Origin of the sequence: Streptomyces blastmyceticus (assembly GCF_039521185.1) — a bacterium.
Lineage (GTDB): Bacteria > Actinomycetota > Actinomycetes > Streptomycetales > Streptomycetaceae > Streptomyces > Streptomyces blastmyceticus.
The window spans coordinates 92624-108201 of the sequence record NZ_BAAABW010000013.1; the positions used below are offsets into that span (position 1 = coordinate 92624).

15 protein-coding genes and 1 pseudogene are annotated in these 15578 nt (G+C 69.7%); 3 read left to right on the forward strand and 13 right to left on the reverse strand.

All coding sequences use genetic code 11. The features are described from left to right. Positions 1-198: 198 nt before the first annotated feature. The 5 genes from ABD269_RS10635 to ABD269_RS10655 form a co-directional block, all read right to left on the reverse strand. A complete protein-coding gene (locus tag ABD269_RS10635; RefSeq protein WP_344117543.1) occupies positions 199-1545 on the reverse strand; it encodes a cytochrome P450 in 1347 nt (448 codons plus the stop codon). Then, positions 1529-2725, reverse strand: a complete 1197-nt coding sequence (locus tag ABD269_RS10640; protein WP_344117544.1) for an acyltransferase family protein — start codon at positions 2723-2725, stop codon at positions 1529-1531. The genes ABD269_RS10635 and ABD269_RS10640 overlap by 17 nt, the downstream gene beginning before the upstream one ends. 29 nt (positions 2726-2754) lie before the next feature. Then, positions 2755-3753 (reverse strand): terpene synthase family protein, encoded by a 999-nt coding sequence (locus tag ABD269_RS10645; protein ID WP_344117545.1) that lies wholly within the window; start codon positions 3751-3753, stop codon positions 2755-2757. Positions 3754-3789: 36 nt separating this feature from the next. Then, positions 3790-5178 (reverse strand): FAD-dependent oxidoreductase, encoded by a 1389-nt coding sequence (locus ABD269_RS10650; protein WP_344117546.1) that lies wholly within the window; start codon positions 5176-5178, stop codon positions 3790-3792. A gap of 329 nt (positions 5179-5507) precedes the next feature. After that, positions 5508-6359: a LysR family transcriptional regulator gene (locus ABD269_RS10655; RefSeq protein ID WP_344117547.1), complete on the reverse strand. Its 852-nt coding sequence runs from the start codon at positions 6357-6359 to the stop codon at positions 5508-5510. A 122-nt stretch (positions 6360-6481) separates the two neighbouring features. On the opposite strand from ABD269_RS10655, the gene ABD269_RS10660 reads away from it, so the two are divergent. Then, positions 6482-6955 carry a cupin domain-containing protein gene (locus tag ABD269_RS10660; protein WP_344117548.1) on the forward strand — a complete coding sequence of 158 codons (474 nt, stop codon included), beginning with the start codon at positions 6482-6484 and terminating at the stop codon, positions 6953-6955. A gap of 73 nt (positions 6956-7028) precedes the next feature. Here the strand turns inward: ABD269_RS10660 and ABD269_RS10665 are convergent, their stop codons facing one another. Beyond that, positions 7029-7937: an SCO4651 family lipoprotein gene (locus ABD269_RS10665; RefSeq protein ID WP_344117549.1), complete on the reverse strand. Its 909-nt coding sequence runs from the start codon at positions 7935-7937 to the stop codon at positions 7029-7031. A 256-nt stretch (positions 7938-8193) separates the two neighbouring features. Between ABD269_RS10665 and ABD269_RS10670 the strand changes: the two genes are divergently transcribed. Then, positions 8194-8595, forward strand: a complete 402-nt coding sequence (locus ABD269_RS10670; RefSeq protein WP_344117550.1) for a hypothetical protein — start codon at positions 8194-8196, stop codon at positions 8593-8595. Here the strand turns inward: ABD269_RS10670 and ABD269_RS10675 are convergent. Together ABD269_RS10675 and ABD269_RS35505 are read right to left on the reverse strand one after the other, a co-directional pair. Then, positions 8592-9179 (reverse strand): hypothetical protein, encoded by a 588-nt coding sequence (locus ABD269_RS10675; protein ID WP_344117551.1) that lies wholly within the window; start codon positions 9177-9179, stop codon positions 8592-8594. The two genes, ABD269_RS10670 and ABD269_RS10675, sit on opposite strands and share 4 nt — an antisense overlap. Before the next feature lie 166 nt (positions 9180-9345). Further along, positions 9346-9585, reverse strand: a complete 240-nt coding sequence (locus ABD269_RS35505; RefSeq protein ID WP_486387800.1) for a DUF7848 domain-containing protein — start codon at positions 9583-9585, stop codon at positions 9346-9348. Between the two features lie 201 nt (positions 9586-9786). On the opposite strand from ABD269_RS35505, the gene ABD269_RS10680 reads away from it, so the two are divergent. After that, entirely contained in the window at positions 9787-10524 is a 738-nt protein-coding gene (locus ABD269_RS10680; RefSeq protein ID WP_344117870.1) for an XRE family transcriptional regulator, read from the forward strand. Positions 10525-10831: 307 nt separating this feature from the next. Here the strand turns inward: ABD269_RS10680 and ABD269_RS10685 are convergent. The 5 genes and pseudogenes from ABD269_RS10685 to ABD269_RS10705 all read right to left on the reverse strand — a co-directional run. Next, positions 10832-11026, reverse strand: a pseudogene (locus tag ABD269_RS10685) (recombinase family protein); the annotation flags it as partial. Positions 11027-11177: 151 nt separating this feature from the next. Further along, complete coding sequence (locus tag ABD269_RS10690; RefSeq protein ID WP_344117552.1) at positions 11178-12359, reverse strand: FAD-dependent monooxygenase; 1182 nt, start codon at positions 12357-12359, stop codon at positions 11178-11180. Further along, positions 12356-13213, reverse strand: coding sequence for an SDR family NAD(P)-dependent oxidoreductase (locus ABD269_RS10695; RefSeq protein ID WP_344117553.1), 858 nt, complete (start codon positions 13211-13213; stop codon positions 12356-12358). Before ABD269_RS10695 ends, ABD269_RS10690 begins: the two co-directional genes overlap by 4 nt. Beyond that, on the reverse strand, positions 13210-14775 hold the full coding sequence (locus ABD269_RS10700) for a class I adenylate-forming enzyme family protein (RefSeq protein ID WP_344117554.1): 1566 nt from the start codon (positions 14773-14775) through the stop codon (positions 13210-13212). The genes ABD269_RS10695 and ABD269_RS10700 overlap by 4 nt, the downstream gene beginning before the upstream one ends. Further along, entirely contained in the window at positions 14754-15347 is a 594-nt protein-coding gene (locus ABD269_RS10705; RefSeq protein ID WP_344117555.1) for a hypothetical protein, read from the reverse strand. Before ABD269_RS10705 ends, ABD269_RS10700 begins: the two co-directional genes overlap by 22 nt. Between the last annotated feature and the right edge of the window lie 231 nt (positions 15348-15578).

Below are 15578 nucleotides of genomic sequence, written 5' to 3' on the forward strand. Positions count from 1 at the left end.
AGACACAAGACGGTGGCACATGCAGTCGCCGGCGAGGAAACCGGGACGGCGCTTGTTCCATACGCCGTTACCTGCAGCAGATCCCGCGCCCCCCGCGGGTGCGACCGGCAGGCCACAGGCCCGGCGGTCAGGGGACCACCGGGCCTGTGTGCTGCGGCTTCTTGCGCCGCGGAAGTGTACTTCGCGAGATTGCCGCCCTCAGACCCCTATCCGTGGCTCCACGACCATGGTGAGCCCCTTCGGGTGGGTGGTGGCCGCTGCCACCTCGGGGATCGGGCGGAGGGAGCGGGAACGCAGGCGCAGGCGGGAGCAGATGACGGCCAGGGCGATGGTGATCTCGGTGGTGGCGAAGACGTCGCCGACGCACTTGTGGACTCCGGCGCCGAAGGGGATGTGGGCGCCGCGCGGTTGGGTCGCTGCCCGGTCGTCCAGCCAGCGGTCGGGGTCGAACCGGGAGGGGGCGGTGAAGAACCTCGGGTCGTGCTGGAGGGCGTACGGGCTGTAGATGACCTCGGCGCCTTCGGGGAGTGTCGCCTCGCCGAGCCGCACTTCGCGCAGGGTGCGGCGGAGGATGAGCCAGGGGGCGTGCAGGCGCAGGGTCTCGCTGATGACGCGGCTGGTGTAGCGCAGCTCGCAGAGGTCCTTCCAGGTCGGGGGACGGCCGGCGAGGACGCGGTCGAGCTCCTCGTGCAGCTGCTTCTCGACCGCGGGGTGCCGTGCGATCTCGTAGAGGGCCCAGGCGATGGTCGCGCCCGTCGTCTCCACACCGGCGAAGAGGAAAGTGATCACCTGGTCGCGGATCTGCTTGTCGGTGAGGCCGTCGCCGTCGTCGTCCCGGGCGGCCAGCAGCAGGGACAGCATGTCGTCGCGCTCGTGGCCCGGGGTGCGGTACGTGCTGATCGTCTCGTCGATGATCCTGTTGGCCACGGTGATGGCCCGCCGGTAGCGGTGGTTGCCGGGTGTGGGGACCTTCTCCCACGCGGTGGGCAGCAGCGTGCGCAGCACCGCGCCGTGGAAGAGGGTCAGGATGCTCTCCCGGAATTCCGCCGAGGCGCGCGGGCCCATCTCCGTGTCGAAGAGGCAGGCGGTGACGGCGGTCAGCGCCATGTCGTTCATGGCGCTGTCGACGGCGATCTCCTGGCCGGGCCGCCAGTCGGCCACCATGTTCTCGGCCGCGGTCCGCATCGTGTCGGCGTACTCCGCTATGCGGTCGCGGTGGAAGGCGGGCTGGATCAGGCGGCGCAGCTTGCGGTGCTTGCGGCCGGAGGTGGTGCCCACGCCCTCGCCCAGGAACTGGCTCAGTTTTTCGTAGACGCGGCCCTGGGTGAAGTCGTGGTCGCTGGTGACCAGCACCCGCCGGACGAGCTCCGGGTCCGTGACCACGTACGCGGGCATGCGGGCGACGTCGATGCGCACCACGTCGCCGACGGTGGACAGCGAGGTCATGAACGACAGGGGGTCGCGGAGCAGGGGAAGGATGTGGCCGATGCCCGGGAGGGAGCCGGGGGCGGTGGGTGGGGAGAGGGTCTCAGTGCGAGGGGACATGGGTTTCTCCTGCTGTCGCGGGGGCGGGGAGGGGAGCGGGACGGGGCCGTGCGTAGCGGCGCATGAGCGGCACCTCGCAGTACCGGTGGAGCAGGTGCGCGACGGCGAGGGACGCCGCCATGATGCCGAGGACGAGCAGGGTGGCCGTGCCCGTCCCGAATTTCCGTCCGGTTCCGGCGACTTGACGGACCGTCATGATGATCGGGTAGTGGATGATGTACAGCGCGTAGGAGGAGTGCCCGAGGGCGACGACGCGCCGGTGGCGGAGTGCGGATCCGCGCCGCTCGATGTCCTTGAGGGCGAGGGCCGGGATGACCAGGGCGAGCGGTACGCACAGGGCCGCGCCGAAGACGAAGGTCGGGGGCAGCACCGGGACGAGGAGGAAGGCGGCCACGGGCAGCCCGATGAGCACCGGACGTCGCATCCTGACCCAGCGGCCCTCCTGCACCAGGCGGGCGGTGAGGATTCCCAGGGTGAATTCGAGGAGCCGCACCGGGGGGAAGGCGTAGATGAACCAGAGCCGGGTGCCGTTGAGCGGCAGCCAGTCGTAGAGCGTGGGCCCGTCGACGAGGAGGCTCACCAGCGCCATGAGCGGGATCGCCGCGGCGACGGCGGTCCACCATCGCCACAGGTTCCCGGCGGCGATCCGGCGCAGGCCCCGCAGGAGGAAGGGGAAGAGCAGGTAGAAGAACGCCTCGCAGGATATCGACCAGGCCGGCACGTTGGGGCCGACGAAGTAGTGCGCGTCCGGTACCCAGTTCTGGACGAGGAACAGGTTCGCCAGGGCAGGGCCCAGGGGGACGTCCGTCGGTGTGGACAGCATGGGCGACGGTGTGGTGGTCACGAGGAGGAAGAGCACGGCGGCGGCCCAGGCGACCACGTGGTTCGGCACGATCTTCCAGAACCTGCGCCGCCAGAACCCGCGCGTGGTGTCGTTCCGGGGCGCCGACCAGGTCAGGATGAAGCCGCTGAGCATGAAGAAGGAGGCAACGGCGCCCGTGGCCAGCGGCAGGGTCAGGCCGAGGAGGCCGTGCAGTGCCTTGTCGCGGAACACGGAGGAGATGAAGGCCGCGTGGCAGAAGAGCACCACGAAGGCCAGGACGAAGCGGTAGCCGGTGAGGGTCGGCAGGTCCATCGGACGGGGGTCCGGCGCTGCCGGTGCGGGGGAGGCGGTGGGCACGGGGGGTTCCCTTCGGGGTCCGTCGGCCGTCATTCGCCGAAGTGCTGCGGACCGGTCACCCCGAGGTCGGGGTTGTCCACGTGGTAGCGGCCGCAGGTCAGGCTCCAGTCCTGGTTGCCGCGGGTCCACGCGGTCAGCCCGTCGAGATAGCGCCCGACCCGCGGGTCGTCGGACGTACGCCGGAGCCGTTCGGCCATGTCCAGGAAGGCGCCGAGCTCCCGGTCGTGGTACGCGACGGCCATCCCGATCGCCTCCGTGGGAGCACAGCCGTGGTGCTGCGCGAGGACGGTGATCAGGTTGATGGCTCCGGGCCAGTGCAGCTCGCGCAGGCCGGAGAGGATGTCGTTGATCCAGGAGTTGACGCGGCTCGCCGAGAGGGCGAGCGACTGGATCTCCGTGCTGCCCCAACGGTCGCCCGGCAGAGGGCAGTTCATGCCGCTCTCCAGGAGGACGAACATCACCGAGCGCAGGGCGATGCTCGACTCGCGGAGTGCGATGTATTCCTGCAGGGACGGGATCTCCCGGTTGCAGAGGTAGATGACCTCGGCCCCGGCGCCGGTGAAGTACTCGTGCAGTCCGGCGACGAACCGCTGGAAGTGCTCGGGGCCGATCTGCCGTCTGGTCCGCGCGCACAGCTCGTGCAGGGCGAGGATGTACGGGTCCTCGCCCGGCGGGGCGTCGGGGTCGTGCAGGACGCGCAGGCAGCGGAGCGTGTGACGCGCGTAGTCCATGGGCCGGCCGGCCTCGGCGGCGCGTTCCATGTACTCGTCGTCCTGCAGGAACAGCCAGATCATCCAGTCGCAGGCCAGCTGAGCGCCCTCGGCGCTGGCGTGCGGGTAGGTCAGGGCCGCGAGTCTGCCGAACTGGGCGGCGCGTGCCGCCTCTTCCTCGGCGGCGTCGCGGATGAAGCCGAACCGCCGCATCCACGCGACCGCGGACTCCTCCAGGTGTGCGGCGGCCGGGTGGACCGCGGACGGGAACGGGCAGCGCAACTGCGGTACGCGTACCGGTGCGGACTGATCGAGCATGGTGGGGGGTCCTCACTGAAGGGGGCCTACGGGGGTCTACGGGGTGCCGGACGTTGCCGGTGCCGGGCGGCCCTGCCCCGCTCCCCGTCCGGCCAGGGCGCTGAGCGCGATGCCCGGCGCGAGGAGGCTCGACGGCGGGCGCAGGGAGTGGAGAACTTCCAGAAATGTCAGGTGGACCCGGGGGTCGCGGGTGCAGGCGGCCTGCACCCGGTCCATGTAGCGCGAGGCCACGCGCTGGGACCAGGACGGCGGGGTGCCCTCGGTGTCGGGCAGGACGTTGTCGGCCGCCGCGGCCATGTCCCAGAAGCTGTTGGTGAGCGTGGTGAGCCGGCTGTGGTAGCGCGGTGAGATCCCGGACAGCTCCGGACGCCCGGTCAGGCACTCTCCGAGCAGGGCCGCGCCGAGGGCGGCCGCGGTCATGCCCTGGCCGTACACCGGGTTGAAGCAGCACAGGGCGTCACCGGTGAGCAGGAGATTGCCGGGCAGCCGTGCCCCTGGGCGGATCAGCCGACGGCGGTTGCTGGTCGCGTGGCTGCCCGTGATGCCGGTCAGCGGTTCCGCGTGGGCGATGGAGTCCGCGATGAGCGGGTCGGCCAGGCCGCGCGCGTACGGCAGGAAGTCCGGCTCCCGAGTGGAGGGCCGGTCGGCGCCGCTCCCGATGAGGGTGACGATCCACCGGCCGCCTTCGAGGGGCGCCAGCACACCACCTCGGTGCGGGCCGGGCGGCCCGCCCTGGATGTAGCAGGCCTGCCACGCGGCGCGGTGCCCCTCGGGGACGCGGTAGATGCGGCTCGCGTAACCGATGTGCGGGTCGATGACCTCTTTCGGTGGCGGCACACAGCCGAGTTGCTCCAGCCAGGTGTCCACGGGGGAGCCCCGGCCGGTGGCGTCGACCACGAGGTCCGCGGTGAGTGTCGGTCTGTCGTGGTCCGGGCCTTCGGTGGTGTGCAGCCGCACTCCGGTGACGGCCGATGTGTTCCCGGTGAGGCCGGTGACCCGGGTCCCCTCGTGGAACACGATGTTGGGTGCCGTGCGGACCATGCGCCGGACCGTCCACTCCACCAGGGGGCGGCTGGCACACACGAAGCCCAGCCCGGAGGGGAAGACCGCGGCCCACCCATGCGGATTGCGCATCGCGAGATCCCCGGCGAGGTCCAGCATGGGCGCCCCGGCACCGGTCAACTCACCGGTGAAGCCGGGCAGCAGCCGCTCCAGCGTCCGCAGCCCGCGCACCCCGAGGCCGTGCACATGAGTGGACTGCGGCACCCCGCGCCGCGGTACGGGCCCTTCGGGCAGTCGGTCCTGCTCCACCACGACCACGCGTGCAACGTGCTGGGCGAGCACCCGCGCCGTGAGCAGCCCGGCGAGGCCACCGCCGATCACCACAGCCTGGGCATCTCCAAGGCCGGCCTTGAGAGTAGTCATGATCCTCCTTGGAGGCGGATCATTGCCCTTGCGTCACTTGAGTCACAAGGGTCACATCAGGCCACGGTTGTTTGAAGAGAAGGGCCTGGTGGGCGGGGGTTGGTGAGTGCTCGGCGTATGCCCGGAGCCGAGGCGGGAGAACACGAATGGGAGTGTCGGGGGACGAGCGATCACATGGGAGCTGGACAGTGGGTAACCCGATGTTTTCAGCCAACACGAGCGAGGCCGGGCGCCCGCCCGCGCTGAGGTTGGCCGCTTTAGGTCAACGCGCTGTGGACACTTCCGCGACGCGCCGAGCCGGCGGGCCGCAGTCGTCGGCCGCGAGGCGCTCAGTCGCGGTAGACGGCGCTCGCGATCCGGACGAACGACCGGATCAGCGGGTTCGTGTCGCCTTCCTTCCACACCGCCACCACGCGGGTCGGCGCCATGTCGACCAGCGGTACGACGGCCAGCTCCTCGGGCAGGGCGTGCCCGAGCGGGGCCATCCCGACCGTGCCGTTCCAGAGCACGGCCTGCACACACTCCTGAACGGCGCGCACCACCGGACCCTCGCGGGCCTCACCGCCGCTCCAGTACGACCGCCAGACGGGGTCGGTACCGTCCGGGAACCGGAACCAGCGCCGGCCGGCCAGGTCGGCCAGTTCCAGGCGATCGCGGCGGGCCAGCGGATCGTCGGCACGCAGCACCGCGCCCACCGGGTCGACGCGCAACTCACGCACCGTCAGGCCGGTCTCGTCGAACGGCCCGAGGGTCAGAGCGACGTCGACCAGCCCGGCGCGCAGCCCACAGGTCGGATCGGTCAGGCCGGTCTCGCGGACGCGGACCTCGACACCCGGGTGCCGTCGGCGGTACGCGGCCGCCAGCCGCGTCGTACCTCGGTCGGCGCTGTCGGCCAGGATGCCGACGGTGATGCTCGCGGCGCCGGCCTCCGCGGCCACGCGCTCGCGTACCCGGTCGGCCCGGCCGAGCAGGATGCGCGCCTCGTCCAGCAGCACGGCCCCGGCCGGGGTGAGCGCGACGCCCGCGGCGGAGCGGTGCAACAGAACGGCGCCGACATCGGCCTCCAACTGCTTGATCGCCCGGCTCAGCGGCGGCTGGCTCATGTGCAACCGGGCGGCCGCCCGGCCGAAGTGGAGTTCCTCGGCGACGGCAACGAAATAGCGCAGCGTGCGTAGCTCCATGACCAGCGACGATACCCCCACGGTATCGACACCACCTCATCGGTCCTGTACAGCCTCGGCGCCCGGACGGTGGAATCGGAACATGAAAGCCGATGCGGTGAACTCCCCTGAAGGAGCGGAGAATGACTGAAGTATCGGTGGTCGGCCCGGGCGACGGCGAGACGATCCTCCTGGGCACCACCCGACTGCGCGTCCTCGAGGACGGCAGCACCACCGGACACCGTCTCGGCGTCGCCGAGACCATCCTCGCCCCGCACACGGCCGGGCCACCGCAGCACCGCCACGCCCAGCACGACGAGGGCTTCTATGTCATCTCCGGCACGGTGCGGTTCACGGTGGGGGAGAAGAACTACGACGCGGCCGCGGGCACGCTCGTGATGATCCCGCCCGGAGCCCCGCACACCTTCGCCAACCCGGGCGACCAACCGGCCGTCATGCTCACCACCTTCACACCCGACCTGTACCTCCAGTACTTCCGCGACCTGCGGGACATGATCACCGCCGGCCAGGAACCGACCGCACAGACGACCATCCGAACCATGAGCCGCTACGCCACTGTGCCCGCCACCGAGTTCGCCCCGAAGCCGGAAGACTGACGTCGGCAAGCGTTGTTCACGTCACTGGATGCAGGGCGCACTGTCACATGCCGCACCCTGCATCCCTCTCATCTCAGCCGTGCGTCCGGTAGTTCTTGCCGGCCGACGCCACGTATTCCGACCACGTGGCGACGTCCTTGCGGTCGGGTGCCTTGATCTTGGGGTCGACGCCGTAGTCCGAGAACTCCTCGGTGATCCGCCCGTCGCCCTTGGGAGACCTGCCCCTCTCCTCCTCCTTGGCGATGAGGCCCTTCTCGTCGACCCAGACGTCGATTTGCGTCTTGTCCATGCCGGACTTCTTGGTCTGCAGCAGGTACCGGTCCCGGTAGTCCTTCGTCATGGCCGGGCCCTCGTAGTGCTCCAGGTCGGCGAGCACGACCGTCCCCCGGTAGTGGTCGGCGGCACGGCCGCCCACCGTTTCACCGCCGACGTGCCGGAGATCCTTGGAGACGGCCAGCAGCGCGCTGACCCACTTCTTCATGGACCCCTGAACGCGCCGCCCGGGGTTCTCCTTCGGCTTCTCCCCGGACTTCCCCTGGGAGGGCTCCGGCGTCTTCGGGGCGGAGTCGAGATCGTCCATGGTGTACCAGGACTTGCCCGGTACGTCGCTCGTGGCCATGTACATCACCCCGCCGATGGAGAGGAGATGGGTGCCGCCGGAAGCGGTTCCCTTCGACTTCTCCCCGGAGGTCTTGGTCTCGGTGGCCTCGGGCTCGTTCTGGAACGTCATCTCGGCACGGGACTCGGGCTCGTTACCGGTCTTCCCCGTCTCGACGGTCCGGTACGAGTTCTGCTGCGTCATCTTCTCCAGGGCCGCCTTCAACACGGCAGGGGCGTCGGCCCGCTTGCCGGTCGCGTCGTCGGCGCGGCCGGAGGAACCGCCCTTGCTCTCCGACGACTTGGTGTCGCTCCCGCACGCCGCCAGGCCCATGACCAGAGCGGCGCTGGTCACCGCCATGGCGGTCTTCCGGATCGTCTTCACAGCTTTTGCTGTCCTTTGTCAGGGATGAAGGAAACGGATGGAGGCTACACGTTTTCACCGTGCATGTTCGATTTATTTACCTACTGGGTCGATCGGCCGCGGCGCGGGCTGAGAGCTGGCGTGTCCTGGCCGACCTGAACGCTCTCGACTTACCGTTCTACGGTGCCGGGCGGTCGGCGGTGGCAAGAAGCCCCGCCCATGCGCCTCGGGGGAGAAGCGCACAGACGGGGCGACCAGGGGCCTAGGCTTCGGTGTCATGGCTGAGGCTTACGTCACCAGCGACGAGCACCCGGCATGCGGGATCTGTCCGTCGCGCCGCTTCCCCCTCGGGGCCTTCGACGTGCTCGAACGGCCCTCGCGCGACTGCCCGTTCAATCCCGCCGACGGGCACCGGTACACCACTGACGGTGTGCCCGTGTGCGTGCATCCGGAGAAGGTCGGCATCCCTGCGGGGAGATACAGGACCGATGGCCTGCCCGTGGCCACGAAGCTTGCGTTGCCTGACGACGTTGCCGAGCTGGACTCGTACCTGCGCGACATGATGCACAGCGCAGCGCCGGGAGTGCTCGAATTGCTGATCGAGCAAGCCGCCACCGAGATTCCCCGTACCTTCCCCGAAGTGGACGTCATCACGGCGCTGCGCCGCGCTCTCAGTTAGCTCGCTGTGGCGAAGCCGGGGGCGAACCTTCGTCCGCCTTCGAAGATGCCCAGCGGCTCATACTTCTTGATGGCGGCGGCGCGCCGCTTCTCGGTTTCGTCCTTGCTGATCCAGAACCGCTCGTTCACCGGTCCCCATGCGGCCCGGTAGACCTGGTGCGTGTAGTCGCCGTGGTCCCAGCCGCCGATTTCCTCGCGGTCCGTGGCGTGAACGAACTTGATCCCGGTCCGCTCCTGAACACGGCTCAGCACGGTGAACTGAGCGGCAAGAGCGTGGATCATCTCATCTACGGGGACGGAGACGGGAACCTCTGCCGCGTACTCGTCACCATCCGTCATCTCGTAGACGGCCGACTTGATCGCCATTGCCCGGAGGGCTTCCGGGAACAACGGAACGGTGTCCTTCTCGACGTCGAAGCCGTCGACAAGCGCGTAGCCCGTGAAGCTCTGCCAGTCCTTGTCGTACTTGGCGCACCCGGTGCGCAGACGCTCGAACTCCGGGTCGGCCTCAATTGCCGAGAGGATCTCTCGTGCGCGCTCGGACACCCTCTCGGGAGCGGGACGAACAAGGGTAGTGTCGACCACTGCACTCTCCTTTTTGGTTGCGTGTATTTGCCGCCTCGGCCATCGAGGCGGAGGGCTCATCGGTGATACGGGTTGCTGATGATCGCAAGCAGGATCGCCAGGGCGACGGAGACGACGACCGTCGTGGCCCAGATCGCTCCGGCCCATCGGAGGGAGGCGCGTCGGATCACGGCTGCCTCATCCACGCGTGGAACGGGCGCTTAACGATCTGCGTGTAGGAGTGGTGCGACGGGTTGGCCCTGACGTGCTCCAAGATCCAGAGCGAACCAACCTCCTGGTCGGTGCTCCGGGGGGAGCCCTCGCCACACACGTCGCACTCCTGGGCGTAGGTGTGGGGCTTCGCGTCCGGCTCACGGTCGGGCCGAACGGTCCAATCAGCGTGTGCGATCACGGCACGTGTGCTCATGCAAGCCAATCCCTTCGGGCGTTGCCCCCGTCAGTGCCACAGGTGTACCGCCGGGTGCAGAGGCAGCGCGGCGACCGTCAAGGCGTCATACCGGCGTCATACATCGGTCAAAACCCGTGCCCAACTGTCGCCCAGCGCCCTACTGTCGAAGACGTGGCCGAACCCAACACGATCCTTCGCGCTGTCAGAATCAGCCTGCGCATGTCGCAAGATGATCTAGCTCTCGCCATACGTCAGGCAGGGAAGGAATCAGGTGAACCGAACGACTGCGCCAAACGCAACGTTCAGCGATGGGAGTCAGGGAACGTCCTCAACCCCCGACCCGTCTACGCCAGGGCCCTGGAGCGTGTAACAGGTCTACCGATCGAGGCTTTAGGGTTCGCCCCACCAGGGCCGAACGCACGAGCGGCAGAGTCAGCCGTGCTGAACGGTCGTGAACCAGAACAGCGAGAGGCGGCGAAGGCGCGAGCCGCAACAGCCCCAGGAGGTATCGCCCCCATGACCAAGCACGACGATCACGGAACCCTGTCCGGCATCTGGCTGTCCCGATACGAGTACCACTCGTCGGGGCGGGAATCCGACTTCACCGGAGAGCACTATGTAGTGGTACTCCAGCACGGCAACAAGCTGACGGCGCGCTCGCTGCCGGAAGGCTCTTCGAACCCGAATTCTCCGCTGATGCTCGACCTGACCGTTGAAGGAAACGTAGTCACGGGAACATGGCGCGAGGAAACAGCACGGGATGGCTACTATGCCGGGGCTGTTTATCACGGGGCTATTCAGCTCCTTGTCGAACCTACGGGCCGGAAGATGAGTGGTAAGTGGGTCGGCTTCGGCAAGGATTTCGACGTGAACACTGGCCCATGGGAACTGACCTTCAAGGACGCATCAACCTCTAAGCCCACAATGGCCGAATACAACCGGTCGCCCGGGGAATGAGGTAACGCCTGCCGTCCCCAATCGGGGATAGGCTCGGGTTCGCGCCCAACGCAGAAAGCCCCCCGCCGGCCGCCCAGCACGGGCAGTCGTCGGGGGCAGTGGCCATAAGTGCTGGGGGGCAGCAGTCCAGCTTGTACAGGTCAAGAGGTCCGGGGTCCGTGCCGACTTCGAGCCGATACAGTGCGGCGAGCACAGCCCCAGGGGGGCTGGCGCCTCACAGTCAGCTAACTCGCAGCAGATTTGCTTGAGTTCATCACATGCCACGTCGATAGGTCTCCAACGCTGCCATGGCTGCCGCGCGGGTGGCTTCCTTCGGGTCGAACGGGCCCACCTTGGACGCGCTCACGTCCAGGTCGACGGCTTCACGTCCGTCGAAGTCGATGCCGAGAGCGGCAGCGGCAAGGTCATCCGCCTCGCGCTGCCGCTCCGGGGAAGTCGTCTCGTCGGTCAGCACGGACAGGCGCACGGCATGTACACCTCCGAGTCGGGCAAGGGTCTCCACACCCGAGGTCTGATGAGTCGATTGCCCAGCGCGAGTCGATCGCCTGCCCGCGCTGGTCCGAGGGGGAAGGTTCACGTGCTCGCTAGAGCGCAAGGGGCGAGTTCTGTCTCTTGCGCGCGCAGCCGAAGCCCACCTGACGTCCTGTCGCAAATCAGTAGCCATTGGCGGGCGCGTGGTTGAGGCGGGGGCCGTAAGGAGCGCTGTCGAGCCATTGGCCGGCGCGAGGCCAGTGGGGGGCGAGGAGGGCGGCGGCGTGTTGGTGGGCGCGGGTGGTGAGCCGGTCGGCTTCGAGGTGGGCCAGGGCGGTGGCGGCGGCGGAGGAGTTGTGCAGGGCCGCGGTACGCCGTCGGCCGGCGTAGTGGGGTACGGCATCGTGGGCGGGAGTGGTGAGGGCGGTGTGGATGGCGGTGGCGGCGGCGTGGGCGTCGGCGATGCCGGAGTTCATGCCGCGTGCCCCGAAGGGCGGGAACTGGTGGGCGGCCTCGCCGGCCAGCAGGACGCGCTGGTGGGGGTCGGTGAAGTGTTCGGCGACGCGTTGGCGGAAGTGGTAGGAGGAGGCCCAGGTGACGCGGTTACGGTAGGCGGGCCCGAGCAGTGCGTGGGCGAATTGGGGAGCCAGGTCGGTGAGGTGTGCCGGGTCGTCGTCGGGGCGGCACTGGATGTCCATGCGCCAGCCGCCCTGGAACGGGACGAGTAGCACGTTGCGTTTGCCGGCGGCGGGGTGGCGGTAGTGGAAGATCCGGGCGGGTGGGAGCGGGAGGCCGGGGTCCTCGGCGACGTCGGCGATGACGAACGCCTTGCGTGAGGTGCCGCCGCTCAGGCGGATGCCGAGGCTCGTGCGGACGGTGGACCGGGCGCCGTCGGCGGCGATCAGGTAGGGGGTGTGCAGGACGGTGCTGTCCGCGGTGTGGAGGGTGACGGTGTCGCCGGTGGTCCGTACGGCGGTGACGGGGGCGTCCCAGCGGATGTCGACGCCTGTGGTGCGGCAGGCGTCCAGGAGGTGCTGTTCGATGGCGGGTTGGGGCAGGCTCGCGAAGGGAGCGCGGCGCACCTGGTCGGCGGTGTAGGCGCGTTCGAAGACTTTGCGGCCGGCCCAGAGGGTCTGTTTGACCGGCCAGACCAGGCCGTCGGCGGCGATGCGCGCACCCAGGCCGGGGTGCGCGGCGTCGAGCAGGTCCAGGGTGCGTTGGTGGATGAAGATGGCGCGGCTGCCGCGCCGGTCGCGCCCGGCGCTCTCGGCTTCCAGGACCAGGGGGTGGTGTCCCAGGGCCTTGGCGTGCAGGGCGGCGGCAAGACCGGCCGGGCCGGCGCCGACGATGATCAGGTCGGTCACGCGGTGGGGGCCAGTTGGGCGCGCAGGTGGGCGGGCATGCCGACCGAGCTTCCGCCGTCCAGGGGGATGACCGCGCCGGTGACGAACCGTGAGGCATTGGAGGCCAGCCACACGGTGGTGCCCAGGACGTCGCCGGGCGGGGCCCAGCCGCCGAGTGGGACGGCGGCGGCGCCGGTGGCCCGGCGGCGGGCGGGGTCGGCGGTATAGGCGCGGTTGACGTCGGTGTCGATCCAGCCGGGGCAGATCGCGTTGACGCGGACCCCGTGCGGGGCCCAGTCCGCGGCCAGTGAGCGGGTGAGGCTGAGCAGGGCGGCTTTGGCCGCGCAGTAATGGGAGATCTCCGGCCACTCCTGCAGCGCGCCGATGGAGGAGATGTTGATCACCGAGCCGGTCCCGCGCTCGACCATGCCGTGGCCCAGGAGCTGGGTGATGCGCACCACGCTGGTCAGGTTGAGGTTGAAGACCTTGTCCCAGCCTTCCTCGCGGACATCGAGGAACTTGGCCTGGAACAGCGGTCCGCCGGCGTTGTTGACCAGGATGTCCACGCCGCCGGTGCGCTCCAGGACCTCCTGGCAGGCGTGCGCTGCCTGGCTGCGGTCGGTGAGGTCGCAGGCCACGGGAAGGGCGGTTCCCCCGGCGGACCGGATCCGGTCGGCGACCTGCTCCAGCCCTTGGGCGGAGCGGGCGATCAGAACCACCGATGCGTGGGCAGCGGCCAGTCCCTCGGCCAGGACCGCGCCGATGCCCCGGGAGGCTCCGGTGACCACGGCAGTGCGCCCGTGCAGCCCGAACAGGGAGTTGATCCCCAGCTCGGCGGCGGCCTCGCGGGGGGCGGGGGTGTCGGTGAGGGTCACGGTCGCTCCAGGACGGTGGGTGCGGCCGGAGCCGCCATGACGGAAGGGGCGGCCAGCTGCTGCAGGGCGGCTCGGTCGAGCTTGCCGACCGCGGTCAGCGGCAGCACGGGGACGAAGTCGATGGTGCGGGGGACCTTGTAGCGGGCGAGGACGCTGCGGCAGTGCGCGATCAGGTCGTCCACGGGCACCGGCTCGGTTCCGTGCGGCACCACCAGCGCATGGGGGGCTTCGCCGCGTTCGGGGCAGGTGCGTCCCAGCACAGCGGCGTCGTGCACCGCGGGGTGTGCGCGCAGGACATCCTCGACCTCGGCCGGCTGGACGGTGTAACCGCCGGTCATGATCGCGTCCTTGCACCGGCCGGCGATGCGTACGCAGCCGTGCTCGTCCCGGGTGACCAGGTCGCCGGTGTGCAGCCACCCGTCGCCGTCCGTGGCGGGGGTGGCCTGCCAGGGGTCGACCCGGTAGCCGGGGGTGACCTGCGGTCCGCGCACCCACAGCTCTCCGGTGCCACCGGAGCCGGTCTCGGCGCCGGGGTCGGCCGGATCGGCCAGCCGGATCTCCAGGCCGGGCAGCGGGACCCCGACGCTGTCCAGGCACTCGGGACGGTCCGCATCGGCACACAGGCCCGGCCCGGACAGTTCGGTCATGCCCCAGTTCTGTACCAGCGCCACTCCGGTGCGCCGTTGCCACTCCTCGCGCAGGACGCGCGGGGCCCCCTGGCCTCCGGTGATGCAGCTGCGCAGGCCGGGCAGCGCCCCGGGGGCCAGGGCGGGCTGTCGGAGCAGGCGGGTGTACATGGTGGGTACGGCCTCGACCACTGTGACGCGGCAGTCGGTCAGCAGATCGGCCCAGCGGGCCGGGTCGTTCGAGGACGACACGATCAGCGTTGCCCCGGCCAGCAGTGTCGCGGCGGCGGCCACATGGCCGTAGGTGTGCGCCAGCGGCAGAGGTACGGCCACCACGTCGGTGGGCAGGCGGTGCTGTCGGCGCCATTGGTCCGCCACCAGGTGCAGGGCCGCACCGGTCTGCACCACGCCCTTGCAGTCCCCGGTGCTGCCCGAGGTGTGCATGATCAGACACGCGGCGTCCGGATCGCCGACGGCCTTGTCCCACTCCTCCTGCGGCATCGCTATCGTGGACGGCTCTGTCCTATCCGCTTGCGTCCCGGGCGCAGGTCCCGGGGTTCGGACGCGGGTGGCCAGGTCCAACTGCTCGCACAGCGCGGTGATTTCGTCGGCCCGTTCCACCGTGGTCAGCACGGTGCGCGGATGCGAGGTCGCCAGGATCCGGGCGACCTCCGCGCCGGTCAGCGCCGCGTTGAGCGGCGCCACCGTGCCTCCGGTCTTCAGCACACCCAGGTAACCAGCCACCCATGCCGCGCTGTTGGGCAGCAGCAGCACCGTGCAGTGCGGCTCGTGCCCATGGCCTGCCACGCCGAGATCGTGCGCGATGGGGTCGGACCACTGGTCCAGGTCACGGTAGGAGGTCGTGCCGAAGTCATCGACCACAGCCGGGTGTTCTCCCGCTCCGCGTATGGCGGTCAGGAGGGTCGGGCGGAACATGGGGCGCCTTCCGGGAGCAGGACGAGAGGGGTGCGCCGCCCGCCGCTATCGGCGGACTGCCGCGCCGGGGTCGGTGCGGCGGAGATGAACGAAGGGTTGAAAAGCTCCTGGATGCACAGCACCGGCACCGTCGGCGTCCGTGCGGTCAGTACGTAGGTCTTGCTCACGCACCGCGGTGTGCCCGGTGCCAACGGCCAGTGGGCCGCCCCCGCAGAGACAATCCTTCGCTCGTGGATCAGATCTGCCTCGGCCAGGGCGAAGCCGATCGGCCGGGATCCGTCCGCTGCCACCGCGTCGATCCGCGGATCCACCCCCAGGCGCAGGACCACCGTGTTTTCCGACACCGGCTCACCCGAGGGCAGGACCAGGGTCGTCTGCCGCACCAGGAATCGGTCCCGCTCACCCGCGCACAGCAAGAACCGGGCTGCGGCGGACACTCCTCGCCCGTCGACCGCCTCGATCCGGTGCACTTGGGCCGCGAGTGGCCAACCCACCGCGGCCTGCAGGAGCGTCGTCGTCAACCCGTCGCTGGCCAGCAGTATCCGGGTAGCCGGAGAGGCGAACACCGCCACTGCCGACTCCAGGCGCCGACGGATGCCCGCCGACCCGGGAACCGTCGCCGGGCCCGGCGGAGAGGGCGCGAGGAGAACGGGAGACGGCATACGCGACGATGCCTTTCACCTTTGTGTACGGCTGGATCCACGGCCCTCTGGACGCGACCACACGGAGGATAAACGGAAGGTGATCGGGTAGTCACATACGGCATCACCCGTTCGGGTAACGCGTCTTCCACCAGGAGCGGA

Excerpts from the sequence above, each read along its gene's own strand:
- ABD269_RS10700 (WP_344117554.1), bottom strand. The coding sequence starts at position 14,775 with ATGTTCCGCCCGACCCTCCTGACCGCCATACGCGGAGCGGGAGAACAC.
- ABD269_RS10680 (WP_344117870.1), top strand. The coding sequence starts at position 9,787 with ATGTCGCAAGATGATCTAGCTCTCGCCATACGTCAGGCAGGGAAGGAA.
- ABD269_RS10645 (WP_344117545.1), bottom strand. The coding sequence starts at position 3,753 with ATGCTCGATCAGTCCGCACCGGTACGCGTACCGCAGTTGCGCTGCCCG.
- ABD269_RS10655 (WP_344117547.1), bottom strand. The coding sequence starts at position 6,359 with ATGGAGCTACGCACGCTGCGCTATTTCGTTGCCGTCGCCGAGGAACTC.
- ABD269_RS10670 (WP_344117550.1), top strand. The coding sequence starts at position 8,194 with ATGGCTGAGGCTTACGTCACCAGCGACGAGCACCCGGCATGCGGGATC.
- ABD269_RS10635 (WP_344117543.1), bottom strand. The coding sequence starts at position 1,545 with ATGTCCCCTCGCACTGAGACCCTCTCCCCACCCACCGCCCCCGGCTCC.
- ABD269_RS10660 (WP_344117548.1), top strand. The coding sequence starts at position 6,482 with ATGACTGAAGTATCGGTGGTCGGCCCGGGCGACGGCGAGACGATCCTC.
- ABD269_RS35505 (WP_486387800.1), bottom strand. The coding sequence starts at position 9,585 with ATGAGCACACGTGCCGTGATCGCACACGCTGATTGGACCGTTCGGCCC.
- ABD269_RS10650 (WP_344117546.1), bottom strand. The coding sequence starts at position 5,178 with ATGACTACTCTCAAGGCCGGCCTTGGAGATGCCCAGGCTGTGGTGATC.